The following is a 26,320-nucleotide window of genomic DNA, read 5'->3' on the forward strand; positions in this document are numbered from 1 at the left end:
TACTGTCTGTAGCGGTGACCGGACTTGAACCGGTGACACAGCGATTATGAGCCGCTTGCTCTACCGACTGAGCTACACCGCTGTGATGCGATCAGAACCCGCCTTGCGACGGGTACCTCACACACCAGAGCCCCAATACGGAATCGAACCGTAGACCTTCTCCTTACCATGGAGACGCTCTGCCGACTGAGCTATTGGGGCGAGCGATGAAGACATTACACGCTCGCCCGCCGATCGCCCAAATCCGTTTCGCGGCACCCGCCCCGGCCTGTTCCCGGCTGCTTCCCGACCGCTCACCGGCCAGTCTCCCACCCGTTCCTGACGCCCCTCTCGGACGGTGCGCCCCGACCGCGACACGCGGCGCTCGCGCCCCCTGGTGCACGGACGCATCCCCAGGTCCGGGGCCCGTCCCGAGCGACGGACCACACCGGTACGACTATTGCGCTCCTCCCCGACGAGGACGGTTCACCACCCTAGGCTCGACCCACGCTGCGTGATCTTGACCGCCCACTCTCCGTCACCCCACCGTCCACCACAGCACTCTCCGCAACCGACTCCCCGCAGTCGCCCCCGAGCCCCAGGAGCGCGATGCCCGACAGTCAGTCGCAGCCGCCCCACTCGTCGTCCTCGTCGTCCTCGTCCTCGGCGTCGGGGCGGACCACCACCGCCACCCTGCTGCTGTGCGGAGCGCGGCTCACCGACGGCCGGACCGTGGACGTACGGCTCGGCGGCGGGCGCATCGAGGCGGTCGGTACCGCGGGCAGCCTGGCGACGGAGCCCTCCGGAACGCGGACCCCGAAGGTGGACCTCGGGGGCTACCTGCTCCTGCCGGCCCCCGCCGAGCCCCACGCACACGGCGACACGGCCCTGACGGCCGAGGGCGACGGACCCGTCTCCTACGACCCGCACGAGGTCCAGCGCCGGGCCACCGAGGCCGCGTTGCTGCAGCTCGCCCACGGGGCGACGGCACTGCGCTCGCACGTGCGCGTCGGCGACGTACAGGGGCTCGGCGCGCTGGACGCGGTGCTCCAGGCGGGGCGGGCGCTGCGAGGGCTCACCGAGCTGTCCGTGGTGGCCATGCCGCGCGTCCTCAGCGGGATCGCCGGGGCCGACGGTCTCGCGATGCTGCGGGACGCCGTGAAGATGGGCGCCTCGGTGGTGGGCGGCTGCCCGGACGCCGACCCCGATCCGACGGGGTACGTGGAGGCGGTCCTGGAACTCGCCTCCGAGCACGGCTGCCCGGTCGACCTGCACACGGACGCCACCGACCCCGCCCGGCTCGGGCGGCTCGCGGCGATGGCGGGCGGACTGCGGTCCGGGGTGACGCTGAGCCCGTGCGCCGGGCTCGGCCGACTGCACGCCGAGGCGGCCGCGCTGGCGGCCGACCAACTCGCCGCCGCGGGCGTCACCGTGGTGTGCCTGCCACAGGGCGGGTGCGGGGGGTCGGAGCGTCGCGGGACGGCCCCGGTACGGCTGTTACGGGCTGCCGGAGTACGGGTCGTGGCGGGCGGCGGCGCACTGCGCGACGTGGCGAACCCGGTGGGCCGCGGGGACCCCCTGGACGCGGCGTACCTGCTGGCCTCGCGGTACGGGCTGCGCCCCGAGGACGCGTACGACGCCGTGAGTTCCGGGGCACGGTGCGCGCTCGGGTTGCCCGAGGTGCGCGTGGAGGCGGGATTTCCGGCCGAGTTGCTCGCGGTGCGCGGGGACGGGCTCGCGGGAGCACTGTCGCTCGCGTACAGCCGGATCGTGGTGCACCGGGGGCGCGTGGTGGCGCGGACCAGCGCCGTGCGTGAGTACTGCGACTCGGCCGCGGGCCTGGACCTGCCGCGACAGGGCGGCGGGGATCCTTCCTGAGGCGCTCTCGCCCTGCCCGACCCTCAGAAGCGGTCCGCTTGCCGTGCGTTGAGGGTGGGGAGCGGAGAACGGAGAACGGAAAGTGGTCCGCAGTCTCCCTCCTAACTCCTCCCTGTTCGCTTCTCCCTTTCCACCTCCCCCCTCCCCCCTTCTCGCTCCCCCTTCTCGCTCCCGTTTCCTCCTGCCTCACTCCCGCGTCCGATCACCCGTTCGCAAGATCACTCTCGTGACCAGTGAGTTGTCCACAGGTCATGCGGCGAACGCGTGCGTCCGGGCGTACGGTCGGAAACATGCGCATTGTCATCGCTGGAGGTCATGGTCAGATCGCGCTGCGGCTGGAGCGTCTGCTCGCCGCACGCGGTGACGAGGTCGCGGGGATCATCCGCCGCGCCGAGCAGGGCGACGATCTGCGGGCGGCCGGAGCCGAACCGATCCTGTGCGATCTGGAGTCGGCCACGGTGGACGGGGTCGCCGCACATCTACGGGGTGCCGACGCGGCCGTCTTCGCGGCGGGCGCGGGCCCGGGCAGCGGCGCGGCCCGCAAGGAGACCGTGGACCGGGGCGCCGCGATCCTGTTCGCGGACGCGGCGGAGCAGGCGGGAGTACGGCGCTACGTGGTCGTGTCCTCCATGGGCGCGGACCCGTCCCACCAGGGCGACGACGTGTTCGACGTGTACCTGCGCGCCAAGGGCGAGGCCGACGAGTACGTACGCGGCCGTACGGCCCTGGACTGGACGATCCTGCGCCCCGGCGGTCTGATCGACGACGCCGGAACCGGCCTCGTACGCCTGGAGGCCTCGACCGGCCGCGGCACGATTCCGCGGGACGACGTCGCGGCCGTCCTCGCGGAGCTGGTGGACACCTCGGCGACGGCCGGGCTGACCCTGGAACTGATCAGCGGTTCGACGCCTGTCTCGGTGGCGGTCAAGTCGGTGGCGGGGAACTGACCGGGGAGGCGGAAGCGAAGGCCCGCCGGGGGTCGCCGGGGGGCCGGGGTCGGGGGCCGGGGGAGGTCGCCGTCAAGGTGTCGGCCGGGCCGGCCGGAACCGTTCAGAACAGCGGGAGCTGACCGGGGAACTCCGCGACGGCATACCCGTCGAGTGCCGGCTGCGCGGCCCCCAACTGCGCCTGCCTGCGCGACCCGGGGCACGAGACCAGTTCCCCACTGCCGCGCGCGCCCGGCGGATCGTGCCGGGCGAACCGTCCCGCGACAACGGCGATCTCCCGGTGGCACTCGGGGCAGTTCCTGCGGCGCGATGACATGAGATCAGTGTGCCCTCACGGCACCGGCCCGCCCTCCCCCTGAGCCCTCCCCCGCGGCTGCCCCGTCCTGCCCCGGAAGCACACCCCGCCCCAGCCCTCGCACTGGCAGCAGCCTCCCCAGGCCCACGTCCCGAACACGAAGAAACCCCCTCTGATCTGCGTCAACACAGATCAGAGGGGGTTTACCTTCATGTGGCGGCGCCAGGATTCGAACCTGGGAAGGCTGAGCCGGCAGATTTACAGTCTGCTCCCTTTGGCCGCTCGGGCACACCGCCGGGGTTGCTGCCCTGAGACCGCTTTTCGGCGGTGCTCTCTGGCAACGACGTAAACGATACCTGATGCCCAGGGGTGCTCCGCCACCCGATTGATCTGCGCTCGAAGGGGAGCGGGTGACTAGGCTTATGCGGATGCGGCCGGGGGCCTACGCCGGGCTGACGGCCGCCCCTACGCACCCCGATACAAGGAGCCACAGGACATGGCCGACTCCAGTTTCGACATCGTCTCGAAGGTCGAGCGGCAGGAGGTCGACAACGCCCTCAACCAGGCCGCCAAGGAGATCTCGCAGCGCTACGACTTCAAGAACGTCGGTGCCGCCATCTCCTGGTCCGGCGAGAAGATCCTCATGGAGGCGAACTCCGAGGAGCGGGTGAAGGCCATCCTCGACGTGTTCGAGACCAAGCTGATCAAGCGCGGCATCTCGCTTAAGTCGCTGGACGCCGGGGAGCCGCAGCTCTCCGGCAAGGAGTACAAGATCTTCGCGTCGATCGAGGAGGGCATCTCCCAGGAGAACGCGAAGAAGGTGGCGAAGATCATTCGCGATGAGGGCCCCAAGGGCGTGAAGGCTCAGGTGCAGGGCGACGAGCTGCGCGTCAGCTCGAAGAGCCGTGACGACCTGCAGGCCGTACAGGCCCTGCTCAAGGGCAAGGACTTCGACTTCGCGCTGCAGTTCGTGAACTACCGGTAGTCGTCGGTCCGTTGCGCGTACGGCGCGTACGACCGTGTGTACGAGGAAGGGCGGGCGCCCGGTGCGCCCGCCCTTCTCGTCTGTCTGCTGCGGCCTGCGGTCTGAGTGATGCGGCCCGAGGGATGCGCGGTCAGCGGCGCGAGTCGCCGAACAGGATGCGGTAGAGGATCAGCAGGACGAGCGAGCCGCCGATCGCCGCCGCCCACGTGGCACCGTCGTAGAAGTGCTTGCTGACCGGGTGGTCCAGCCAGCGCGCGGATATCCAGCCGCCCAGGAAGGCCCCCGTGACCCCGATGAGGGTCGTGCCGATGAAACCGCCCGGGTCACGGCCCGGCAGCAGGAGTTTGGCGATGGCCCCGGCCAACAGTCCCAGAATGATCCAGCTGATGATGCTCATGCCCTGAACCTGCCTCTCCGCGCTGTGCCTGTGTGGTGCTCATGCTCCGGCCTGGCTGTGTCCATGCCTTCCACTTCGAGCAGTCGGTGGTGGACACCGGTGTTCGTGGCGCGTTACCGGGAAGGACGCCTGGTCGGCGCCGGGTGGTTGCAACGGTCAATAGGGTGCGGCACATGACACAGTCCGGTTCCTCTCTGCGGCGCACGCTGGGCACGGCGGACGCCGTGGTCGTCGGCCTCGGTGCGATGCTCGGAGCGGGGATCTTCGCGGCGCTCGGCCCGGCGGCACGGGCGGCCGGTTCGGGGCTGCTGCTCGGACTCGCGGTCGCCGCCGTGGTCGCGTACTGCAATGCGATGTCCTCGGCGCGGCTGGCCGCTCTGTATCCCGCCTCGGGCGGCACCTACGTGTACGGACGTGAGCGGCTCGGGGACTTCTGGGGGTATCTGGCGGGCTGGTCGTTCGTCGTCGGGAAGACGGCCTCCTGCGCGGCGATGGCGCTCACCGTGGGCGCGTACGTCTGGCCGGAGCAGGCGCACGCGGTGGCGGTCGCGGCCGTGGTGGCTCTCACCGCGGTGAACTACGGCGGCGTACAGAAGTCCGCCTGGCTGACGCGGGCGATCGTGACGGCGGTCCTCGCGGTCCTCGCTTCCGTGGTGGTCGTATGTCTCGGCTCGGGCGCCTTCGACGCCGGGCGGCTGGAGGTCGGGGTCTCCGGCGGCGTGGGTGGTGTGCTCCAGGCGGCAGGGCTGCTGTTCTTCGCCTTCGCCGGGTACGCGCGGATCGCCACGCTCGGTGAGGAGGTACGGGATCCCGCCCGCATCATTCCGCGCGCGATTTTTACGGCACTGGGCATCACGCTGGTGGTGTACGCGGCGGTCGCTGTCTCGGTCCTTTCCGTGCTCGGTCCGGATGGGCTGGGGATGGCCCCGGCGCCACTCGCCGACGCGGTACGGGCGGCCGGTGTGCCGGGGCTCGTACCGGTGGTGCGGGTGGGGGCGGCCGTGGCGGCGCTGGGCTCCCTCCTCGCCCTGATTCTGGGTGTGTCACGGACGACGCTGGCCATGGCCCGCGACCGTCATCTGCCGGGCTCCCTGGCCGCCGTACATCCCCGCTTCCAGGTGCCGCACCGGGCGGAGCTGGCCGTGGGCGCGGTGGTGGCCGCGCTGGCCGCGACGGTGGACGTCCGGGGCGCGATCGGGTTCTCCTCCTTCGGTGTGCTGGCCTACTACGCGGTGGCCAACGCGTCCGCCTGGACGCTGCGGCCGACTCCGGCGGCGCGGTTCGTGCCGGTCGTGGGGTTCATCGGATGCGTGACGCTGGCGTTCGCCCTGCCGTGGGTTTCCGTGGTCGTGGGTGCGGCCGTGCTGGGGGCGGGCGCGGCCGCGTACGGCGTGCGGAAGCGGGCGACCTCGCGGTAGTCGCAGGGGCGGCGCCGGGCGCCGGACATCGGTCGTCAGCGAGGCGGGTGGCTACGAGGCCGGTGCGGTCGTCGTGCGGGGGCGGAAGTCGGGCCAAGGGTCCAGGTCCGCGTCGTCGTTGGACTCCTCGTACCAGCCGGTGCCCTCCAGCCAGATACGCAGCCAGGCCTCGAGGTCGGGCGCGTCCACGTACCACGCGTGGTCGGCCCCGTCGGCGTTCGGCTCGAAGAGCAGGACCGTGGCCCTGGGGCTGCGGCAGTCCACGCACGCGTACATCCCGCAGCCCCAGTGGGATATCGGCAGGACACCCTCCGGCCACGGCCAGTCCGGGTCCTTGCGACCGCTCTCGCGGTGCGCGAGGTACTGCGGGACGGCGGCCGGCTCACCGGACGGGGATCCGTCGAGCAGCGGCAGCAGGCCGTATTCCGGACCGAATCCGCCGTCCCCTATCCGCAGATAGAGCGCGGCGAGCAGGGGCGGCAGCGCGAAGCCGAGAGCGGCCTCGGCACGGACGACCGACGCCGCGTCCACCGGCTCGGGGAGCGAAGGCCAGCCCCACGGGCGGGTGTTGCGGGCCTCCGTGCCGACCCTTGCCAGCAACTGCTCGATTTCGGTCATGGGTTCATGATGCAGCGCGCCACCGACATTCGGGCAGCCTGTGGACAACCCTCGGGCGAGGGCGGACAGCCGTGGGGCGAAGGGGACGCCGACGCGCTCTTCGCGGGCGTCGCGGAGACTGCTCGCGTGCGGGGGTGGCGGCTAGCGCGCCGCGAACGGCTCGTCCGTGCGCACGATCTCGCGTCCCAGAGGAAGCAGCGAGACCGGGATGAGCTTGAAGTTGGCGAGGCCGAAGGGGATGCCGATGATCGTGACGCAGAGCAGGACGCCGGTGACGATGTGGGCGAGGGCGAGCCACCAGCCCGCGAGGACCAGCCACAGGACGTTGCCGACGCAGGAGGGCGCGCCCGCGTCCTGGCGCTCGACCGTCGTGTAGCCGAAGGGCCAAAGGGCGTAGACGCCGATACGGAAGGCGGCGATGCCGAAGGGGATGCCGATGATCGTGATGCACAGGAGCGCGCCCGCGGCGAGGTACGCGAGGAACAGCCAGAAGCCGCTCAGGACGAGCCAGATGACGTTCAGAATTGTCTTCATCGCTGGCGACCTGCCATCTGCTCGAGGCGGGAGATGCGCTCCGCCATGGGCGGGTGCGTGGAGAACATCTTCGACATTCCCTGCCCCGGACGGAAGGGGTTCGCGATCATCATGTGGCTCGCGGTCTCGATGCGCGGCTCCGGCGGCAGGGGCAGTTGCCTGGTGCCGGCGTCGAGCTTGCGCAGGGCGCTCGCGAGGGCGAGCGGGTCGCCGGTGAGCTGGGCGCCGGAGGCGTCCGCCTCGTACTCCCTGGAGCGGCTGATGGCGAGCTGGATGAGGGACGCGGCGAGTGGGCCCAGGATCATGATCAGCAGCATGCCGAAGATGCCGGGGCCCTCGTCGTCGTTCGAGCGGCCGAACGGGATCAGCCAGGCGAAGTGGACCAGGAACATGATCACGGAGGCGAGGGCGCCCGCGACCGACGAGATCAGGATGTCGCGGTTGTAGACATGGCTGAGTTCGTGGCCGATGACACCGCGCAGCTCGCGCTCGTCCAGGATGCGCAGGATCCCTTCGGTGCAGCACACCGCCGCGTTGCGCGGATTGCGGCCCGTCGCGAACGCGTTCGGTGCCTCCGTCGGGGAGATGTACAGGCGTGGCATGGGCTGGCGGGCCTGGGTCGAGAGCTCACGGACCATGCGGTACAGCGCCGGGGCCTCGAACTCGCTCACCGGGCGCGCGCGCATCGCGCGTAGAGCCAGCTTGTCGCTGTTCCAGTACGCGTACGCGTTCGTCCCGATCGCGATGAGCAGCGCGACGACGAGGCCGGTTCGCCCGAAGAAGCTGCCGATGGCGATGATGAGTGCGGACAGTCCCCCGAGGAGTACGGCTGTCCTGAGCCCGTTGTGCCGGCGGTGCACGGTACGCCCTCCAAGTGGTGCGGCAGGGGAACCCTTTGCTTGCTGATGCTCTGCTTCCACTCTTCAGTGGACCCTCCCGTACTGGTCAACGCCAGGCGGGGAGCACTAGTTCCCTTGTGCGCACCGCAGCGCGTGTCGGCCGTCCGGGTGACCGCCGACGTCACCCCACGCGCGCGGGAGGCCCGCGGTCGGCACGTGCGGATGCCCCGCGGAGGTCAGAACAGGCCGGTCGACGAGAAGCGCAGGATCAGCTGGGGCGCCCCGGAGAGGGCGATTCCCAGGACCGCCGTCAGGGCCATCGCCGCGGTCAGCGGGGCCGGTACCGGGTGCCTCTCGGCCTCGCCCTCGGGGGAGCGGAAGAGCAGGGTCGTCCACTGGAGGTAGTAGAAGAGCGCGATCACGACGTTGACGGCCATGACCACGGCGAGCCAGCCGAGGCCCGCGTCGACGGCCGCCGAGAAGACGGTGACCTTCGCGAAGAGCCCGATGATGCCCGGCGGCAGTCCTGCCAGGCAGAGCAGGAAGAAGCCGAGGAGGAGGGCCGAGAGGGGACTCTTCGCATACAGCCCGCGGTAGTCGCTGATGCGGTTCAGAGGGCTTGTGCGGGCGACGAGGGCGGCCACCGCGAAGGCGCCGAGGTTCACGGCCGCGTACATCAGGGCGTACGCGACGGTGGATCCGATGGCCTTCTCGGCGTCCTTGGAGTAGGCGGCGGACGCGATCGGCACCAGGAGGTAGCCGGCCTGGCCGACGGAGGACCAGGCGAGCAGCCGTACCGCGCTGTACGCGCGCGTGGCCTGCTGTCGCAGGGCGCCGACGTTGCCGACGGTCATGGTGAGGGCGGCCAGCGCGGCGAGCGCCGGGCCCCAGACGTCCGCGTAGGACGGGAAGGCGACGACGGTGACGAGGATCAGTCCGGAGAAGCCGACCGCCTTGCCGACGACCGACAGGTAGGCGGCGATCGGCAGGGGCGCCCCCACGTAGGTGTCGGGCACCCAGAAGTGGAAGGGCACGGCGGCCGTCTTGAAGGCGAAGCCGACGAGGGTGAGGACGACGCCGGCCTGGGCGAGCGTGTGGAACTGTCCGTCGACGTGCTGGATCTCGTCCGCGATCCGGGTGAGGTAGAGGGAGCCGGTCGTGGCGTAGACGAAGCTGACGCCCATGAGGCTCACGGCGGTGGCGGTGACCGAGGACAGGAAGAACTTCAGGGCCGCTTCGGAGGACTTCTTGTCGCCGTGCTTGATGCCGACGAGTGCGAAGGCGGGCAGTGAGGCGACTTCCAGGGCGACGATGAGGGTCGCCAGGTCGCGCGAGGCGGGCAGCAGGGCGGCGCCGGCGGCCGAGGAGAGCAGCAGGAACCAGTACTCACCTTCGGGCAGTCCCTTGTCGGCGTCCTTCAGGGCGGTGACCGACAGCAGGGCGGCGAGGAGCGCTCCGCCGAGGACGAGGAGCTGGATGACGAGGGTGAAGCGGTCCGCCGTGTAGCTGCAGAGGTTGGTGTCACCCGTCAGGCAGAAGGTGGCGCGGTCGCCGTCCAGGAGGGGCAGCAGCATGAGCGCGGACGCGGCGAGTCCGGCGACCGAGACCCAGCCGAGGAGGGCCTTCCTGCCGTCGCCCACGAAGAGGTCGGCGACGAGCACGACGAGTCCGACGACCGCGGTGATGGTGGGCGGCGCGATCGCGAGCCAGTCGACGGACTGGACCATGGAGCTCATCGGGTGCCTCCTGCGAGGAGCTGCTGGACGGCCGGGTCGGTCAGCCCGAGGAGGGCCTTGGGCCACAGGCCGGCGACGACGGTGAGGACGACGAGCGGCGTCCAGGCCGCGAACTCGTAGCTGTGGACGTCGGCGAGCTTCGGGGCGTCCGGCCGCGGGGTCGCGCCCATGCACACCCGGCGTACGACGAGGAGCATGTACGCGGCGGTGAGGAGGGTGCCGAAGGCGGCGACGGCCATGAAGGTCAGGAACGCCGGGCGGCTGAGGTCGTCGGCGGGCTTGAACGCGCCGAACAGCGCCAGCATCTCGCCCCAGAACCCGGCGAGGCCCGGCAGTCCGAGCGAGGCGACGGCGCCGAAGGCGAGCAGGCCGCCGAGACGCGGGGCCTTGCCGTACAGCGCGGCTCCGGTCTCCTCGGCGAGGGTGTCGAGGTCGGTCGTGCCCGTGCGGTCCTTCAGCGCCCCGACGAGGAAGAAGAGCAGGCCGGTGATGAGGCCGTGGGCGATGTTGGCGAACAGCGCGCCGTTCACGCCGGTCGGGGTCATCGTGGCGATGCCGAGCAGGACGAAGCCCATGTGGCCGACGGACGAGTAGGCGATGAGCCGCTTGAGATCGCCCTTCGCACCCTGTCTGACGAGGGCCAGACAGGCCAGGGATCCGTAGATGATCCCGACCACGGCGAAGGCGGCGAGGTAGGGGGCGAAGGTGTGCAGGCCCTCCGGCGCGACCGGCAGCAGAATCCGGACGAAACCGTACGTGCCCATCTTCAGCAGCACGCCGGCCAGCAGCACCGAGCCGACGGTGGGCGCGGCGGTGTGCGCGTCCGGCAGCCAGCTGTGCAGCGGCCACATCGGCGTCTTGACCGCAAGCCCGATGCCGATCGCCAGAACGGCGATGACCTGCACGGATGTGGTCAGCGACCGGCCGTTGTCAGTGGCGAGTGCCACCATGTCGAACGTGCCCGCCTTGATTCCGATCAGGAGCAGGCCCAGCAGCATCACGACCGAACCGAGCAGGGTGAAGAGGATGAACTTCCAGGCGGCTGCCTGCCGCTGCGCACCGCCCCAGCGGGCGATGAGGAAGTACATCGGGATGAGCACCATCTCGAACGCGAGGAAGAACAGCAGCAGATCGAGGACGGCGAAGGTCGCGAGGGTGCCGGACTCGAGCACGAGGACGAGTGCGACGAAGGCCTTCGGGGTCGGGCCCGCGGGCATCTTGAAGTAGCTGTACAGCGCGCAGAGGAAGGTCAGCAGCGCGGTCAGGACCAGGAGGGGGAGGGAAATGCCGTCGGTACCGAGGTGGATCCGCACGTCGAGTGCGGGGATCCAGCTGATGTCCGTCGTGGCCTGCATCTTCGACGGGTGGTCGTGGTCGAAGCCGAGCGCGAGGACGATCGCCGCGATGAGCACCGCGCCGGTGACGATCACACCGTGCCGCAGCACGGCCTGTCCGGGCGACTTCCCCTTCAGTCCGGGCGGGGCCGGCAGCAGAGCGGCGGCGGCGCCGATGAGCGGTCCGACGACGATGAACGCCAGAAGGATCTGCATCACGGATTCACTGATATCGATCACGCCAGCTCACGCTCCCGTGGCGACGAGGAGGGCGGCGACCACCAGGACGACGGTGCCGGCGAGCAGCGCGCTCACATAGGTCTGCACATTGCCGGTCTGCGCGCGCCGTACGGCGGCGCCGAGCCAGCGGGGTAGGGCGCCCGCGGCGCGTACGTAGGTGTCGACGACCTCGCGGTCGAGGAACCGGACGAGCGAGGCTCCGGCCTGGACCGGGCGGACGAAGAGCACGGTGTACACGGCGTCGAGGTGGAAGCCGACGGCCGCGTGCCGGTGCAGCGGACCGAGCAGCAGTCGGCCCGGGTCCGCGGGGTCGGGTGCGTAGGCCACGTCTCCGAAGGCGGGCTCGTGGCTGGCGATCGCTTCGGCCTCGACCTGTCCGGCGTCGGCGTCCGGGTGGGCCGCGACCGCGCCCAGCGGGACGCGGGCCGCGAGCACGGTGGTCTGCCGCCAGGCGCCGTAGGTGACGAGTCCGCCGACCAGGGCGAGCCCCGTGCCGAGGACGGAGGTGGTGAGTACCGGTGTCAGGTCGCGGCCGTCGAACCAGTCGGGCAGCGTCCCGTACAGCAGGCCGAAGGCGAGCGACGGGACGGCGAGCACCCACAGGACGGCGGTCATGGTGACGGGCTGCCTGCCGTGGTCGGGGGCCTCGGCGCCCCGGCCGCGGAAGGCCAGCAGCCACAGTCGGGTGGCGTACGCCGCGGTGAGCACGGCCGTGATCAGACCGGCGACGAGGACGATCCAGCCCGCGGCGCCGGGGGCGTGCTCGGTGTGGCCGGTGGCGACGTGTTCGGCGGCGCCGAGGACGGCCTCCTTGGAGAAGAAGCCGCTGAACGGAGGGATCGCCGCGAGTGCGAGGAGTGCCACCGTCATCGTCCAGTAGGCGTCCGGGACGCGGGTCCGCAGGTCCTTCATCCGGGACATGACGGCCAGTGAGTTGGTGCCGGAGGCGTGGATGATCACGCCGGCGGCGAGGAACAGCAGCGCCTTGAAGGCGCCGTGCGCGAGGAGGTGGAAGACGGCGGCACCGCGGTCGCCGACGGCGAGGGCGCCGGTCATGTAGCCGAGCTGGCCGATCGTGGAGTACGCGAGGACGCGCTTGATGTCGTCCTGGGCGAGTGCGGCGAGTGCCGAGCCGGCCATCGTGACGGCGGCCATGACGGCGAGGACGGTCATCGCGGCCGCTGAGGCCTGGAAGACGGGGAGGAGCCGGGCGACGAAGTAGACACCGGCGGCGACCATCGTCGCGGCGTGGATCAGCGCGGAGACGGGTGTCGGGCCCGCCATGGCGTCGGGCAGCCAGGTGTGCAGCGGGAACTGCGCGGACTTGCCCGCGACACCGGCGAGGAGCAGCAGGGCGATCAGCGTCGGATGGTGCAGTCCGCCGCTCGCGACGGTGCCGAGGACCGTGGTGATGCGGAAGGACCCGGCGTCGGTGGCCAGGGCGAACAGGCCGATGAGGAAGGGGACGTCGCCGAGTTTGGTGACCAGGAAGGCCTTGAGGGAGGCGGCGCGGGCCTCGGGGGTCTCCCAGTAGTGGCCGACCAGGAAGTACGAGCAGATGCCCATGACTTCCCAGCCGACCAGCAGCACGATCAGGTCGCCCGAGTACACGACGAGGAGCATCGCGGAGGTGAAGAGGGAGACGAGAGCGGCGTAGGAGGGGTAGCGGGGGTCGTCGCGCAGATAGCCCGTCGAGTAGATCTGCACGCAGGTGGCGACGACGCCGACGAGCACGGCGACGAGGGCGGCGAAGCCATCGATGTACAGGGCGAGTTCGACCGGGACCGAGCCGGTGGGTGTCAGTTCGGTGGCGGCGCTGACGGCCTGGTCGCCGCCCTGGCGCACGGCGACGAGGACGGCGATTGCGAGGGAGGCGAGGGGCGGGAGTACGGCGAGGGGGCGGACGAAGCCTGGGGCCGTGCGGCCGAGGAGGAGTCCGGTCACGGCGCCGAGGAACGGCAGGAGGGGGACGAGGACGGCGAGGGTGGTCGTGGTCACGCGGCGGCCTCAGCCTTCTCGTCTGCCGGGACGGGGGCTCCTTCGGGGCCGTCGTCGTCGGGGCCGGCACCGTCCGGGCCGTGACGGTCGGGGCCGCCGTCGTCGGGGCCCGTTCCGGGGCCCTCGGCGGTGTCGCGGAGTCTGTCGATGTCCGAGGTGCCGCGGTTGCGGTGGACGGCGAGGACGATCGCCAGGCCGATGCCGATCTCGGCGGCGGCGATGGCGATGGTGAACAGGGTCAGGGCCTGCCCGGAGTGGAGCGTGTCGCGAGCGGCCTTGGAGAGCCACACGTCGAAGGCGACGAGGTTGAGGTTGACGGCGTTGAGCATCAGCTCGACGGACATCAGGACCAGGATCGCGTTGCGGCGGGCGAGGACTCCGTACAGACCCGTGCAGAAGAGGAGGGCGGCGAGCACGGCGGGATAGACGAGGTGCATCAGCGGGCCTCTTCCTTCTCCGAGGACTTCGCCTTGCGGGAGAGGACGATCGCCCCCACCAGGGCGGCGAGGAGGAGGACGGACAGCGCTTCGAAGGGGAGCACCCAGTTCTGGAAGAGGCTCGCTCCGGTCACCTCGGTGGAGCCGGCTGCGGGACCCGCCAGGTCGACGAAGGTGGTGCGGAAGGCGTCGACGACGACCCAGACCAGGGCGGCGGCCGCGGCGACGGCCACGGTCAGGGCGGCCCAGCGGTTCCCGGAGTCGGCGTCCGGGGAGCGGCCGATCGGGGCCCTGGTGAGCATCAGGCCGAACAGGAGGAGGACGACGACGGAACCGACGTAGATGAGGACCTGCACCCAGGCGATGAACTCGGCCGTGAGCAGGAGGTATTCGACGGCGAGACCGCCGAGGGTCACCACCAGCCACAGGGCGGCGTGCACCAGTTGCCTGGTGGTGACGGTGACGATCGCGGCGCCGAAGGTGACCAGGCCGACGAGGAGGAAGGCGATCTCGACACCGGTCGGGGAGAGGAAGCCGTGGCTCCCGGCGGCGGTGGTCGTGGCGTGCGTCGCGAGGACCGTGGCTGCTGCGGGGCTCACGCGTCACCTTCCTGTGGTGCGGCGGGCCTGGACGGGTCCGAGGCCGGGGGGCCGGTCCGGGGCTCGGTCCCGGCCGCCTGTTCGGCGGACCCGGCGGACCCGGTGGACCCGGTGGACGTCGCGGGCGGGGTGGCCGTCTCCGCAGAAGCCGTCTCTGCTACTTCGGTCGCTTCGGTCGCTTCGGTCGCTTCGGTCGCTTCGGCTGCGAGCTTCTCGGCCTCGGCCGCCTCGGCTGCCTGGGCCGCGAGTTTCTCGGCCTCGGCCGCGAGCTTGTCGGCGCTCTTGCGGGCTGCGGCCAGTTCCTTCGGCTCCTCGGCGCCGGCGTCGAGGGCGGGCGGGGCCGGGACCGTCCACATCCACTCGCGCAGCTTGTCGCGCTCGTGGGTGAGTTCGTGGATGTCGGTCTCCGCGTACTCGAACTCCGGTGACCAGAACAGCGCGTCGAAGGGACAGACCTCGATGCAGATACCGCAGTACATGCACAGGGAGAAGTCGATGGCGAAACGGTCGAGGACGTTGCGGCTGCGTTCGCGTCCACCCGGGGCGGCGGCCGGGACCGTCTCCTTGTGGGAGTCGATGTAGATGCACCAGTCCGGGCACTCGCGGGCGCACAGCATGCAGACCGTGCAGTTCTCCTCGAAGAGGCCGATGACACCGCGGGAGCGCGGCGGCAGTTCGGGCTGGACGTCCGGGTACTGCGCGGTGACGGTCTTCTTCGTCATCGTGCGGAGGGTGACGGCCAGGCCCTTGGCCAGGCCTGAGCCGGGGAGGGGAGCCATGGTTACGAGATCACCACCTTGACGATGCCGGTGAGGGCGATCTGGGCGAGGGAGAGGGGGACGAGGAGGGTCCAGGAGAGTTTCTGGAGCTGGTCCTCGCGCAGGCGGGGATAGGTGACGCGGAGCCAGATCACGACGAAGGCGAGGATCGCGGTCTTCAGCAGGGTCCAGACCCAGCCGAGGCCGTCCGCGCCCCAAGGGCCGTGCCAGCCGCCCAGGAAGAGGACGGTGGTCAGACCGCACAGGACGACGATCCCGGCGTATTCGGCGAGGAGGAAGAGCGCGAAGCGCAGGCCCGTGTACTCGGTGTACGCGCCGAAGATGATCTCCGAGTCGGCGACCGGCATGTCGAAGGGGGGACGCTGGAGCTCGGCGAGGCCCGCCACGAAGAAGACGATCGCGCCGACGATCTGCCACGGCAGCCACCACCACTGGAACGCGTCGACGATGCCGGGGAGGGAGACCGTGCCGGCCGCCATCGCGACGGAGGCGGCGGTCAGCAGCATCGGGAGTTCGTACGCGAGCAGTTGGGCGGCGGTGCGCAGGCCGCCGAGGAGGGAGAACTTGTTGGCCGAGGCCCAGCCCGCCATGAGCGAGCCGAGGACGCCCACGCCCATCACCGCGAGGACGAAGAAGATGCCCGCGTCGACGACCTCGCCGACGGCGCCCTCGCCCGGACCGATGGGAATGGCGAGCAGGACGAGGAGGTACGGGAGGAGGGCCACGGCAGGGGCGAGCTGGAAGATACGACGGTCCGCGCCCGCCGGGACGATGTCCTCCTTCTGCGCGAACTTCACGCCGTCGGCGACGAGCTGGGCCCAGCCGTGGAAGCCACCCGCGTACATCGGGCCGAGGCGGCCCTGCATGTGGGCCATCACCTTGTGCTCGGTCTGACCGACGATCAGGGGGAACGTCAGGAAGACGACGAAGACGACGACGAGTCGCAGGGCGACGTCGAGGGCGTCGTTCACTGCGTGCCTCCAGAGGGCTCGTCGGGGTCGGGCTGCCGTTCGCCGGGGGTGGGGTCGGGTGCGCGGTCAGGCGTGGGGGCGGAGTCAGAAGGGGGTGCGGGGTCGGGACCAGGTGCGGGGTCAGGACCGGGTGCGCGCTCCGGGGCGGATTCCGCTTCGGCGGAGGGCTTCGGCTCGGACTCCGGGGTGCTTCTGGTCGTGCTCTTCGACGAGTCCTCGGGCGCGCTCTCGGCCGACTCGGTGGGCTCGGCCGGCTCGGTCGGCCCGGTCGGGCTCTCCGGCGCTTCCTCGGACGTGCCCTCAGCCGTGTCCTGAGCCGTGCGCTCAGCCGTGTCCTCGGAAGGCGGCTCCGACCGTGGCTGCGACTGCGTCCCCGGCTGCGGTTCTGGTCTCGGCTCCTCGAAGGCGGGGCGGGCGTGGTGCCACGGAGCGTCCGAGTCGCGGGGCGCGGTGGGCCTCGCCGGCGCAGCGGAGGCCGTCGGCCCGTCGGTACTCACGGGCGTCACCGCCGGGGTGTCCCCCGTCCCCCCGGACCGCTGGGAGGCCGATCCCTGGCCGGCACGGCGCGCGCGGCGCGGTCCAGCAGGCGCGGCCGGGGCCGTCCGCCCCTCGGCGTCCGGGACCGCGGTCCGCTCATCCGCGGAACCTCGACCCTCGGGAGCCCGACCCGTGGGGCTCTGGCTCGCGGAACCCTGACTCGCACTGCGCGCACGACGGGGCGGCACCGCGGCACCCGTGCCGGCACCCACACCCGGACCCGCACCCGCACCCGCATCGACACCGGCACCGGCACCGGCACCGGCGTCGACCCCTGCCGCACCGCCACCCGCGCCGGCGGTGGGCGTCTGGCTGGCGGAGCCGTCTCCCGCCGTACGCGCCCGGCGCACCGGGCGGTCACCGGCGGCGGCGCGGGCGCCGCCCCGGGCCGGACGGGCGGGGGCCGGCGGGAGTTGGCCCTTCAGCGGACCCCAGTCGTTGGGGTCGGGAACACCGGGCGGAAGCATCTGGCGGCGCTTCGGACCGCCGTGGTCGGACTCCCCCGGCTCCTTGGCACCGGGCCACGCCTTGGCCACGCGGGCGGCGAGGACGAAGTCCTTGCGGAGGGGGTGGCCCTCGAAGCCCTCGGGGAGGAGGAGCGGGTCGAGGCCGGGGTGGCCCTCGAAGGTCACGCCGAACATCTCGTGGGTCTCGCGCTCGTGCCAGCCGGCGCCCGCGTACACGGAGACCGCCGACGCCAGGACGGGTGCCGAGTGCGGGACGGTCGTACGGACGAGGAGGCGGCGTACCGGGGACAGGGCCACCACGTGAGCCGCGACGCGGAAGCCCGTACCCGGTTCGTCGACGGCGCTCAGCCAGTCGAAATAGCTGCAGCCGAGGGTGGTCCGGGCCGTGTCGAGGGCCGCGGTCCAGGAAGCGGGCGGTACGTCGACGGTCAGGACGTCGTACGACTCCTCGGCCGTGGCCTCCGGGCCGAAGAGTTCCTCGACGGGTGCGGGGAGCCAGCCGGTCACTTGTCACCCTCCCCGGAAGCCGGATTCCCGCCGGAGACCGCGTCCTGGCCGGAGACCGGTGTCTCCACGGACGTCCGGGTCTCCCCGCCCGTCGCGGCCGGCGGGGCCACCAGCCCGCTCTGGAGCGCGGCCGCCGACGGCCGCTGCGAAGAGCCGTAGCGCTCGCCCAGCGACTCCCTGGCGATCTTCTCCTGGAGCTTGAGAATGCCCTGGAGGAGTGCCTCGGGCCGGGGCGGGCAGCCGGGCACGTAGACGTCGACGGGGATGATCTGGTCGACGCCCTTGGTGACGGAGTACGAGTCCCAGTAGGGGCCGCCGCAGTTCGAGCACGCGCCGAAGGAGATGACGTACTTGGGCTCGGGCATCTGCTCGTAGAGGCGCTTGACGGCCGGGGCCATCTTGTCCGTGACCGTGCCGGAGACCACCATCAGGTCGGCCTGGCGCGGGCCCGGCGCGAACGGGATCACGCCGAGCCGGATGAAGTCGTGCCGGGCCATCGACGCGGCGATGAACTCGATCGCACAGCAGGCGAGGCCGAAGTTGAAGACCCAGAGCGAGTAGCGGCGGCCCCAGTTCAGGACGACCTTCATGGGCTCGGGGGCGAGGCGGGAGAGCACGCCCAGCCGCTTCGGCTCCGGCAGCAGGACCGGCTGCTCCGAGGGCTTGCCCGAGATCTTGCCCGAGGTCTGGCCCGAGGTCTTGGGGGTCACGTCCATGTGAGGACGCCCTTCTTGTATGCGTACAGCAGTCCCACGGCGAGAAAGCCGAGGAAGATGAACATCTCCGCGAGCGTCGCGGCGCCGTAGCCGGGAGCGGCGAAGACGGTCGCCCAGGGGAAGAGGAAGATCGAGTCGACGGCGAAGATGACGTAGAGGAACGCGTAGACGTAGTAGCGGACCTGGGTGTGGGCCCAGCCCTCGCCGACGGGGTCGACGCCGCACTCGTACGTCAGGAGTTTCTCGGGTGTGGGGACGACCGGCCGCAGCAGTCGGCCCGCCCCGAACGCGACGGCGACGAAGAGCACGCCCACGACGGCGAGCAGTCCGACGACCGAGTAGGACTGGAAGTAGCCCGCCGCGACGACGGTCGGTTCCGGCACGTCAGCCCCTCGCTCCCTGACCTCGTGGCGCCCGCCGTGCGCCTATCGCGCACGCTGCGATACGCCCTGTTCGACGATCTGTACGGACGGGAGTCTAGGGCCTGCTAAAGAAACGGTAAGCAGGCCGTCACACCCTGGCTATCGTGGACACGTCATGGTCGAGTGCTGGACTCGTCCGGCTCGTGCGCCACGCGATTCTCGTCCGTCTCTCGCGATCGCTTTCCATTGGACCGCAGGCCGGCGCCCGGCACAGCCCGGAGCCTCACGAAGGTAGGGCTTTCCCCAGTGGATCGGGGCGGCTCACCTCATGGCGCGGCGGCTCGCCGCCGGGCAGGCTAGCGAATATGACCGAACGCATCACCGCGATCGTCCCGCCGGGCGGGACACCCTCAGGGACGACTGCCGGGACACCCGACGCGCCGCCCGACGCCCCGTCCGATGGAACGCCCGGCGGGACGCCCGACGGCGACCGGCTGCCGTCCCCCCGTCTCGCCCTCGGCCGCCGCACCTGGCAGGAGATCGCGCACCTGCTCGCCAATCTGCCGGTCTCGATCCTCGGCTTCGTGTACGTCGTGACGATGGTGTCCACGGGCTCGGCGCTCGCGGTGACGGTGGTGGGACTGCCGTTGCTCGCGGGCGGCCTGCTGGGCGCACGGCAGCTGGGCAAGCTGGAGCGGGCCCGGGCACGGGCGCTGCTCGGTCTGCGGATCGACGAGCCGAGCCCGCTGCCGGTGCGCCGGACCGGCTTCTTCGCCTGGCTGTGGTCGAGCCTGAAGGACCCGGTGGGCTGGCGGACGGTGCTGTACGACCTGATCAGACTGCCGTGGGGTGTGCTGACATTCGCGGTCACGCTGACGTCGCTCTTCGTGCTGTGGCCGGTGCTGCCGTTCATCGCGCGCGGTCTGACCAACGTGGACCGGGCGATGGTGCGCGGGCTGCTGTCGCCCTCCGACGAACTGGAGCGGCGCATCGCCGAGCTGGAGTCGGACCGGGGGGTCGTGGTCGACACGGCGGCGGCGGACCTGCGGCGCATCGAGCGGGATCTGCACGACGGGGCACAGGCCCGGCTGGTCAACCTCGCGATGGGACTCGGCCTGGCCAAGGAGAAACTCCTGGAGGGCCAGGCCGACGAGACCGTCGCGGCCATGGTCGACGAGGCGCACGGCGAGGTGAAGCTGGCCCTGCAGGAGCTGCGCGACCTGGCCCGCGGCATCCACCCGGCGGTCCTCACCGACCGCGGTCTCGACGCGGCGCTCTCCTCGGTCGCCACGCGCTGCACGGTGCCCGTGAAGGTGACCGCCGACCTGCCGTCGAGACCGGCCGCGGCGATCGAGGGGATCGCCTACTTCACCGTCTCCGAGCTGCTGCAGAACATCAGCAAGCACAGCGGGGCGAGGTCGGCGTCCGTCGACGTGTGGCGGACGGACCAGCGGCTGCTCATCCAGGTCCAGGACGACGGGCGCGGCGGCGCCCGGCTCGACGGCGGTACGGGGATGGCGGGGCTCGCGGACCGGCTCGGCGCGGTGGACGGGCTGTTCGTCATCGACTCGCCGCCCGGCGGCCCGACCACCATCACGGCCGAACTGCCCTGGCGGGACCGGCAGGACGAGCCGACCCGGTAGGGCGTGCCGTGCGGATCGGCGCGGTAGGGCGTGCCGTGCGGATCGGTCCCCGGGCCCGGGCCCGGCCAGGCCGGCGCACCGGGCCGGGTCCGAGCGCGCCGCCGTACCCCGAGGGCCCGGTGCCCCTGTACTTCCGGTGCCTCGGGGACCCACGAGCCCCGCACCCCGGTACCCCGGCGCCCCCGCACTCCTGCACCCTGGCGCCCCTGTGCCTCGGGGGACCCGGGCGACCCCGGTCACCCGCTGACCGCGACGAACGCGACGAACGCGACGACCGTAGCGACGTGGGATGGCCATGGCGACCCGACAGCCACGGCAGCCCGATGACCAGGCGACCCGACAGCCAAGCGACCGACAGCCATGGCGACCCGACGACCAAGACCGGGGTAGGGAAAACCCCCGCCCCAAGAGGCCGACCCGCTCCATGTTCCCCACGCTCCGCGGCCAGCAGAGTTGAGGTACGAGCCGACGAGCAGGACGAGTAGAACGGACGACGCCGATGGCCACGGAGTACGGACAGGGGTACGGGCACGGGAGCGGGCCCGGATTCCACGGGGCGGCAGCGGGGCAGCGGCGCCACCGCCTCCCCGCACCGCTGCGGGCGCCGATCGAGGCCCGCAGCTGGCGCGAGTTCGGCTACGTGATGCTCGGCCTGCCGCTCGGCATCGCCATGTTCACGTTCGCCGTCACGATGTTCTCGCTGGGCGCCGGCCTCCTGATCACCTTCCTGGGGGTCCCGGTGCTCGCCGGCGCACTGGCGGGCTGCCGCGGGTTCGGCGCGCTGGAGCGTGCGCGGGCGCGGGGGCTGCTCGGGGTGGAGGTGGCCTCGCCGGAGCGCGTACTCGTGCGCAGGTCGGGGGCGATGGCCTGGATGGGGGCGATCCTCAAGAGCGGCGCGTCGTGGCGGCACCTGCTGTACGCGGTGGTGCAGTTCCCGTGGGCGGTGTTCTCGTTCGTGGTGGCGCTGACCTTCTGGGCGTACGGCTGGGCGATGCTGACGTATCCGCTGTGGTTCTGGCTCTTCCCGGTCTACGGCGGCCAGGGCGGCCTTCAGCTCTACGGCGACGGCACCCACAGCATCTACCTGGACAACCCCTTCGAGATCACCGTGACCGCGCTGCTGGGGCTGTTGATCACCATGGCGACGCCGTGGATCGTACGGGCGCTGACCACGGTGGACCGGCTGCTGGTGCTGGGGCTGCTCGGGCCGTCGCGGCTGGCGACCAGGGTGGTCGAGCTGGAGTCCGACCGGGGGGTCGTGGTCGACACGGCGGCGGCGGACCTGCGGCGCATCGAGCGGGATCTGCACGACGGGGCACAGGCCCGGCTGGTCAACCTCGCGATGGGACTCGGCCTGGCCAAGGAGAAGCTCACCGAGGACCCGCGCGCCGCGGCGCGCATGGTGGACGAGGCGCACGGCGAGGTGAAGACGGCGTTGCAGGAGCTGCGGGATCTGGCCCGCGGCATCCACCCGGCCGTTCTCACCGACCGCGGTCTCGACGCGGCGCTCTCCTCGGTCGCCTCGCGCTGCACGGTGCCGGTGGCGGTGGACGTGGACCTTCCCGCCCGGCCCGCCCCGGCGATCGAGGGGATCGCCTACTTCACCGTCTCCGAGCTGCTGCAGAACATCAGCAAGCACGCGCGGGCGACCCGGGCCTCGGTCGACGTCTGGCGCATCGAGAACCGGCTGATGCTTCAGGTCGTCGACGACGGCGTGGGCGGCGCCGACGTCTCGGCGGGCTCGGGTCTGGCGGGGCTCGCGGAGCGGCTGGACGCGGTGGACGGGATTCTGGTGGTGGACTCCGCCCCGGGCGGCCCCACCCGGATCACGGCGGAACTGCCCTGGCGGGGCTGAGCCGGACGCGGAGGGTGGCGGCGCGGCACGGAGAGTGCACCGGGTGCGGCGCGCGCACGACGAGCCGGGCCTCGCACACCCACCCCCTGCCCCCGGCCCGCGACGCCCGATGACGCCCTCCGCGCCACCCCCCGTCCCTCTCCCCCCGGCGATTCCCGTTGCCCGGGCGCCCGACGGTCCGAATGCTGGAATGCTGAGGGCTGTCGTACGAGCGGGGCGCAACCGGCGCCGGCCGGGTACGGGCTGTGGGGGGCCGAAACATCGTGGAGGACAGGGTGCGGGTGGTCATCGCCGAGGATTCAGTGCTGCTCAGGGAGGGCCTGACCCGGTTGCTGACCGACCGTGGGCACGACGTCGTGGCCGGTGTCGGTGACGGCGACGCACTGATCAAGACCATCACCGAGCTGGCGGCCGAGGGCGCGCTGCCGGACGTCGTGGTGGCCGACGTACGGATGCCGCCGACCCACACCGACGAGGGCGTGAAGGCGGCCGTGCAGCTGCGCAAGCACCACCCCGGACTGGGGGTGCTGGTTCTGTCGCAGTACGTGGAGGAGCGCTACGCCACCGAACTGCTGGCCGGTTCCAGCCGTGGTGTGGGCTATCTGCTCAAGGACCGGGTCGCCGAGGTGCGCGAGTTCGTGGACGCGGTGGTGCGGGTGGCCCAGGGGGGTACCGCGCTCGACCCCGAGGTGGTCGCGCAGCTGCTGGGGCGCAGCCGCAAGCAGGACGTGCTGGCCGGGCTCACGCCCCGTGAGCGGGAGGTGCTGGGGCTGATGGCCGAGGGCCGGACCAACTCGGCGATCGCGCGGCAGCTGGTGGTGAGCGACGGAGCGGTCGAGAAGCACGTCAGCAACATCTTCCTGAAGCTGGGGCTGTCCCCGAGCGACGGGGATCACCGGCGTGTTCTGGCGGTTCTGACCTACCTCAACTCCTGAATGGCTGACACTGTGTCAGGTATGCGGAAAGCGGTGGCCGGAAGACCGGTACGAGGTTCGCACGAGGTCGACGCAAGGCCGGCGTGAGAACCAGGGGGTGAGCGGGGAGCATCTTCGGGAGAAGAATCGGGGGGCGAGCAAATCATGACAAGTCAGGGCGTCGAATCGTCTCAAAACGGTGTCCATCATGCGAACCGCCGAGGGAAGGCGACCCTTACGGACGTAGGGTTGGTCCTGGGAAGGCCTTCGGGAAGGCCGCTCCCAGACAGCCGCCTCGAAGGAGGTCCAGTTAAGTGACCAGCCAGGTCAGTAGCCCAGCGGAGCAGGCCGACGAAACCGTCGTAGGAGAACAGCGCAATCCGGCGGGGGCGAAGGACGTTCGCCGGCTCGACCGGGTGATCATCCGGTTCGCGGGCGACTCGGGCGACGGAATGCAGCTCACCGGCGACCGTTTCACCTCCGAGACCGCGTCCTTCGGCAACGACCTCTCCACACTGCCGAACTTCCCCGCCGAGATCCGAGCGCCCGCAGGCACCCTGCCGGGCGTTTCTTCGTTCCAGCTGCATTTCGCGGACCACGACATCCTCACTCCGGGCGACGCGCCGAACGTCCTCGTCGCCATGAACCCGGCCGCCCTGAAGGCGAACATCGCCGATGTGCCGCGCGGCGCGGAGATCATCGTCAACACGGACGAGTTCACCAAACGGGCGATGTCGAAGGTCGGTTACGCGACGAACCCGCTGGAGGACGGCTCCCTGGACGGCTACAGCGTCCACCCGGTGCCTCTCACGACGATGACGGTCGAGGCGCTCAAGGAGTTCGAGCTGTCCCGCAAGGAGGCCGAGCGCAGCAAGAACATGTTCGCGCTGGGCCTGCTGTCCTGGATGTACCACCGGCCGACCGAGGGAACCGAGAAGTTCCTGCGGGCCAAGTTCGCGAAGAGGCCCGAGATCGCGGCGGCCAACCTCGCCGCGTTCCGGGCGGGCTGGAACTTCGGCGAGACGACCGAGGACTTCGCGGTCTCGTACGAGGTCGCCCCGGCCGAGCGCACCTTCCCGACCGGCACGTACCGCAACATCTCGGGGAACCTGGCCCTGTCGTACGGTCTGATCGCCGCCTCCGAGCAGGCGGACCTGCCGCTCTACCTCGGCTCGTACCCGATCACGCCCGCCTCCGACATCCTGCACGAACTCAGCAAGCACAAGAACTTCGGCGTACGCACCTTCCAGGCCGAGGACGAGATCGCGGGCATCGGCGCCGCGTTGGGCGCCGCCTTCGGCGGCTCGCTGGCGGTCACGACGACCTCGGGGCCGGGGGTGGCGCTGAAGTCGGAGACGATCGGGCTCGCCGTCTCCCTCGAACTGCCGCTGCTGGTCATCGACATCCAGCGCGGCGGCCCCTCCACCGGGCTGCCGACCAAGACCGAGCAGGCCGACCTGTTGCAGGCGATGTACGGCCGCAACGGCGAGGCGCCCGTCCCGGTCGTCGCGCCGCGCACCCCCGCGGACTGCTTCGACGCCGCGCTGGAGGCGGCGCGCATCGCCCTCACCTACCGCACCCCCGTCCTGCTCCTGTCGGACGGCTACCTGGCCAACGGCTCGGAGCCCTGGCGCATCCCGGACATCGACGAACTCCCGGACCTGCGGGTGCGGTTCGCGCAGGGTCCGAACCACACACTGGACGACGGCACCGAGGTCTTCTGGCCCTACAAGCGCGATCCCGCGACCCTGGCCCGCCCCTGGGCGGTCCCGGGCACGCCGGGCCTCGAACACCGCATCGGCGGCATCGAGAAGCAGGACGGCACGGGCAACATCTCCTACGATCCCGCCAACCACGACTTCATGGTGCGCACCCGGCAGGCCAAGATCGACGGCATCGACGTCCCGGACCTGGAGGTCGACGACCCCTCGGACGAGGCCGACACGCTGGTGCTGGGCTGGGGTTCGACGTACGGCCCCATCACCGCGGCGGTACGGCGGCTGCGGACGGCCGGGGAGTCCATCGCGCAGGCGCACCTGCGCCACCTCAACCCCTTCCCGCACAACCTCGGCTCGGTGCTGGGACGGTACGACAAGGTGGTGATCCCCGAGATGAACCTCGGCCAGCTCGCCACCCTCGTCCGGGCCAGATACCTGGTCGACGCGCGCTCCTACAACCAGGTCAACGGCATGCCGTTCAAGGCCGAACAGCTCGCCAAGGTGCTCAAGGAGGCCATCGATGGCTGAGACGACCACGGAAGGCGCGGACACGATCGAGGCGCTCGGTCTGGTGCCCAAGGCCGGGGCCAGGCAGTCCATGAAGGACTTCAAGTCCGATCAGGAAGTGCGCTGGTGCCCCGGCTGCGGGGACTACGCGATCCTGGCCGCCGTGCAGGGCTTCATGCCCGAACTCGGCCTCGCCAAGGAGAACATCGTCTTCGTCTCGGGCATCGGCTGCTCGTCCCGCTTCCCGTACTACATGAACACGTACGGCATGCACTCCATCCACGGCCGCGCGCCCGCCATCGCCACGGGACTCGCCTCCTCCCGCCGCGACCTGAGCGTATGGGTGGTGACCGGTGACGGCGACGCGCTGTCGATCGGCGGCAACCACCTCATCCACGCGCTGCGCCGCAACGTGAACCTGAAGATCCTGCTGTTCAACAACCGGATCTACGGCCTCACCAAGGGCCAGTACTCGCCGACCTCCGAGGTCGGCAAGATCACCAAGTCGACGCCGATGGGCTCGCTGGACGCGCCCTTCAACCCGGTGTCCCTGGCCATCGGCGCGGAGGCCTCCTTCGTCGCCCGGACCGTGGACTCCGACCGCAAGCACCTCACCGACGTCCTGCGGCAGGCCGCCGCCCACCCGGGCACGGCACTGGTGGAGATCTACCAGAACTGCAACATCTTCAACGACGGCGCCTTCGAGGTGCTGAAGGACAAGCAGCAGGCCGAGGAAGCGGTCATCCGCCTCGAACACGGGCAGCAGATCCGCTTCGGCACGGACGGGGCCAAGGGCGTCGTACGGGACGCGCTGACCGGCGACCTGAAGGTCGTCGCCGTCACCCCGGAGAACGAGTCGCAGGTCCTGGTCCACGACGCCCACGCCCCGTCGCCGACCACCGCCTTCGCGCTCTCCCGGCTCGCTGATCCGGACACCCTGCACCACACCCCGATCGGTGTCCTGCGCTCCGTCGACCGGCCGGTCTACGACACCCAGATGGCCGACCAACTGGACGCGGCCATCGAGCAGAACGGCAAGGGGGACCTGGCCACGCTGCTCGCCGGCGGGGACACCTGGACGGTCGTCGGCTGACCGGACCGGACCCAGCG

Annotated in this window: 24 protein-coding genes and 3 tRNA genes; 9 read left to right on the plus strand and 18 right to left on the minus strand. The window is 71.1% G+C overall.

The annotated features are described in order from the left end of the window. Positions 1-9: 9 nt before the first annotated feature. Positions 10-82 (minus strand) — tRNA-Met (locus OG199_RS18685). A gap of 46 nt (positions 83-128) precedes the next feature. Further along, positions 129-201, minus strand: a tRNA-Thr gene (locus OG199_RS18690). A 387-nt stretch (positions 202-588) separates the two neighbouring features. Here OG199_RS18690 and OG199_RS18695 point away from each other — a divergent pair. Then, complete coding sequence (locus tag OG199_RS18695) at positions 589-1,857, plus strand: amidohydrolase family protein (protein WP_405830391.1); 1,269 nt, start codon at positions 589-591, stop codon at positions 1,855-1,857. A 290-nt stretch (positions 1,858-2,147) separates the two neighbouring features. Next, on the plus strand, positions 2,148-2,804 hold the full coding sequence (locus tag OG199_RS18700) for an SDR family oxidoreductase (protein WP_405830392.1): 657 nt from the start codon (positions 2,148-2,150) through the stop codon (positions 2,802-2,804). A gap of 103 nt (positions 2,805-2,907) precedes the next feature. Here the strand turns inward: OG199_RS18700 and OG199_RS18705 are convergent, their stop codons facing one another. Together OG199_RS18705 and OG199_RS18710 are read right to left on the minus strand one after the other, a co-directional pair. Further along, complete coding sequence (locus OG199_RS18705) at positions 2,908-3,120, minus strand: hypothetical protein (protein WP_266700812.1); 213 nt, start codon at positions 3,118-3,120, stop codon at positions 2,908-2,910. A 193-nt stretch (positions 3,121-3,313) separates the two neighbouring features. Then, positions 3,314-3,395: transfer RNA gene (locus OG199_RS18710), tRNA-Tyr, on the minus strand. A 200-nt stretch (positions 3,396-3,595) separates the two neighbouring features. On the opposite strand from OG199_RS18710, the gene OG199_RS18715 reads away from it, so the two are divergent. Continuing rightward, a complete protein-coding gene (locus OG199_RS18715; RefSeq protein WP_148009996.1) occupies positions 3,596-4,084 on the plus strand; it encodes a YajQ family cyclic di-GMP-binding protein in 489 nt (162 codons plus the stop codon). 130 nt (positions 4,085-4,214) lie between these two features. On the opposite strand, the gene OG199_RS18720 is transcribed toward OG199_RS18715, so the two are convergent. Next, positions 4,215-4,481: a GlsB/YeaQ/YmgE family stress response membrane protein gene (locus OG199_RS18720; protein ID WP_356804504.1), complete on the minus strand. Its 267-nt coding sequence runs from the start codon at positions 4,479-4,481 to the stop codon at positions 4,215-4,217. A 173-nt stretch (positions 4,482-4,654) separates the two neighbouring features. On the opposite strand from OG199_RS18720, the gene OG199_RS18725 reads away from it, so the two are divergent. Further along, positions 4,655-5,899 carry an APC family permease gene (locus OG199_RS18725; protein WP_405830394.1) on the plus strand — a complete coding sequence of 415 codons (1,245 nt, stop codon included), beginning with the start codon at positions 4,655-4,657 and terminating at the stop codon, positions 5,897-5,899. Between the two features lie 51 nt (positions 5,900-5,950). Here OG199_RS18725 and OG199_RS18730 read toward each other — a convergent pair whose 3' ends face one another. From OG199_RS18730 to OG199_RS18790, 13 genes are all read right to left on the minus strand, one after another. After that, positions 5,951-6,517: an SMI1/KNR4 family protein gene (locus tag OG199_RS18730; RefSeq protein WP_356804501.1), complete on the minus strand. Its 567-nt coding sequence runs from the start codon at positions 6,515-6,517 to the stop codon at positions 5,951-5,953. Positions 6,518-6,658: 141 nt separating this feature from the next. After that, positions 6,659-7,051, minus strand: coding sequence for a YccF domain-containing protein (locus OG199_RS18735; RefSeq protein ID WP_351722198.1), 393 nt, complete (start codon positions 7,049-7,051; stop codon positions 6,659-6,661). Further along, positions 7,048-7,911 (minus strand): zinc metalloprotease HtpX, encoded by an 864-nt coding sequence (gene htpX, locus OG199_RS18740; protein ID WP_351722199.1) that lies wholly within the window; start codon positions 7,909-7,911, stop codon positions 7,048-7,050. The genes OG199_RS18735 and htpX overlap by 4 nt, the downstream gene beginning before the upstream one ends. Positions 7,912-8,126: 215 nt before the next feature. Continuing rightward, on the minus strand, positions 8,127-9,626 hold the full coding sequence (locus tag OG199_RS18745) for an NADH-quinone oxidoreductase subunit N (RefSeq protein WP_405830396.1): 1,500 nt from the start codon (positions 9,624-9,626) through the stop codon (positions 8,127-8,129). Then, positions 9,623-11,200 carry an NADH-quinone oxidoreductase subunit M gene (locus OG199_RS18750; protein WP_356804496.1) on the minus strand — a complete coding sequence of 526 codons (1,578 nt, stop codon included), beginning with the start codon at positions 11,198-11,200 and terminating at the stop codon, positions 9,623-9,625. The genes OG199_RS18745 and OG199_RS18750 overlap by 4 nt, the downstream gene beginning before the upstream one ends. Before the next feature lie 6 nt (positions 11,201-11,206). After that, the gene (locus OG199_RS18755) at positions 11,207-13,198 is read right to left on the minus strand and encodes an NADH-quinone oxidoreductase subunit L (RefSeq protein ID WP_356804494.1); all 1,992 of its coding nucleotides are present in this window, start codon (positions 13,196-13,198) and stop codon (positions 11,207-11,209) included. Then, entirely contained in the window at positions 13,195-13,635 is a 441-nt protein-coding gene (gene nuoK, locus OG199_RS18760; protein WP_401805442.1) for an NADH-quinone oxidoreductase subunit NuoK, read from the minus strand. Before nuoK ends, OG199_RS18755 begins: the two co-directional genes overlap by 4 nt. After that, the gene (locus OG199_RS18765) at positions 13,635-14,234 is read right to left on the minus strand and encodes an NADH-quinone oxidoreductase subunit J (protein WP_356804492.1); all 600 of its coding nucleotides are present in this window, start codon (positions 14,232-14,234) and stop codon (positions 13,635-13,637) included. Before OG199_RS18765 ends, nuoK begins: the two co-directional genes overlap by 1 nt. Next, entirely contained in the window at positions 14,231-15,013 is a 783-nt protein-coding gene (locus OG199_RS18770) for a NuoI/complex I 23 kDa subunit family protein (protein ID WP_405830399.1), read from the minus strand. The genes OG199_RS18765 and OG199_RS18770 overlap by 4 nt, the downstream gene beginning before the upstream one ends. A gap of 2 nt (positions 15,014-15,015) precedes the next feature. Next, the gene (locus OG199_RS18775; protein ID WP_153289159.1) at positions 15,016-15,984 is read right to left on the minus strand and encodes a complex I subunit 1 family protein; all 969 of its coding nucleotides are present in this window, start codon (positions 15,982-15,984) and stop codon (positions 15,016-15,018) included. Continuing rightward, a complete protein-coding gene (locus OG199_RS18780; RefSeq protein ID WP_405830401.1) occupies positions 15,981-17,495 on the minus strand; it encodes an NADH-quinone oxidoreductase subunit C in 1,515 nt (504 codons plus the stop codon). The genes OG199_RS18775 and OG199_RS18780 overlap by 4 nt, the downstream gene beginning before the upstream one ends. Then, a complete protein-coding gene (locus OG199_RS18785) occupies positions 17,492-18,211 on the minus strand; it encodes an NADH-quinone oxidoreductase subunit B (protein ID WP_405830403.1) in 720 nt (239 codons plus the stop codon). The genes OG199_RS18780 and OG199_RS18785 overlap by 4 nt, the downstream gene beginning before the upstream one ends. Then, positions 18,202-18,594, minus strand: a complete 393-nt coding sequence (locus OG199_RS18790) for an NADH-quinone oxidoreductase subunit A (protein ID WP_356279055.1) — start codon at positions 18,592-18,594, stop codon at positions 18,202-18,204. Before OG199_RS18790 ends, OG199_RS18785 begins: the two co-directional genes overlap by 10 nt. Before the next feature lie 344 nt (positions 18,595-18,938). Between OG199_RS18790 and OG199_RS18795 the strand changes: the two genes are divergently transcribed. From OG199_RS18795 to OG199_RS18815, 5 genes are all read left to right on the plus strand, one after another. Continuing rightward, the gene (locus tag OG199_RS18795; RefSeq protein ID WP_405830406.1) at positions 18,939-20,216 is read left to right on the plus strand and encodes a sensor histidine kinase; all 1,278 of its coding nucleotides are present in this window, start codon (positions 18,939-18,941) and stop codon (positions 20,214-20,216) included. A 499-nt stretch (positions 20,217-20,715) separates the two neighbouring features. Next, a complete protein-coding gene (locus OG199_RS18800) occupies positions 20,716-22,071 on the plus strand; it encodes a sensor histidine kinase (protein WP_405830407.1) in 1,356 nt (451 codons plus the stop codon). A 275-nt stretch (positions 22,072-22,346) separates the two neighbouring features. Then, a complete protein-coding gene (locus OG199_RS18805) occupies positions 22,347-23,006 on the plus strand; it encodes a response regulator transcription factor (protein ID WP_351722209.1) in 660 nt (219 codons plus the stop codon). Positions 23,007-23,299: 293 nt separating this feature from the next. Beyond that, on the plus strand, positions 23,300-25,231 hold the full coding sequence (locus OG199_RS18810) for a 2-oxoacid:acceptor oxidoreductase subunit alpha (protein WP_401805431.1): 1,932 nt from the start codon (positions 23,300-23,302) through the stop codon (positions 25,229-25,231). Then, entirely contained in the window at positions 25,224-26,303 is a 1,080-nt protein-coding gene (locus OG199_RS18815) for a 2-oxoacid:ferredoxin oxidoreductase subunit beta (RefSeq protein ID WP_356808963.1), read from the plus strand. Before OG199_RS18810 ends, OG199_RS18815 begins: the two co-directional genes overlap by 8 nt. The last annotated feature ends 17 nt before the right edge of the window (positions 26,304-26,320 follow it).

The organism is Streptomyces sp. NBC_01176 (assembly GCF_045039825.1).
GTDB lineage: Bacteria > Actinomycetota > Actinomycetes > Streptomycetales > Streptomycetaceae > Streptomyces.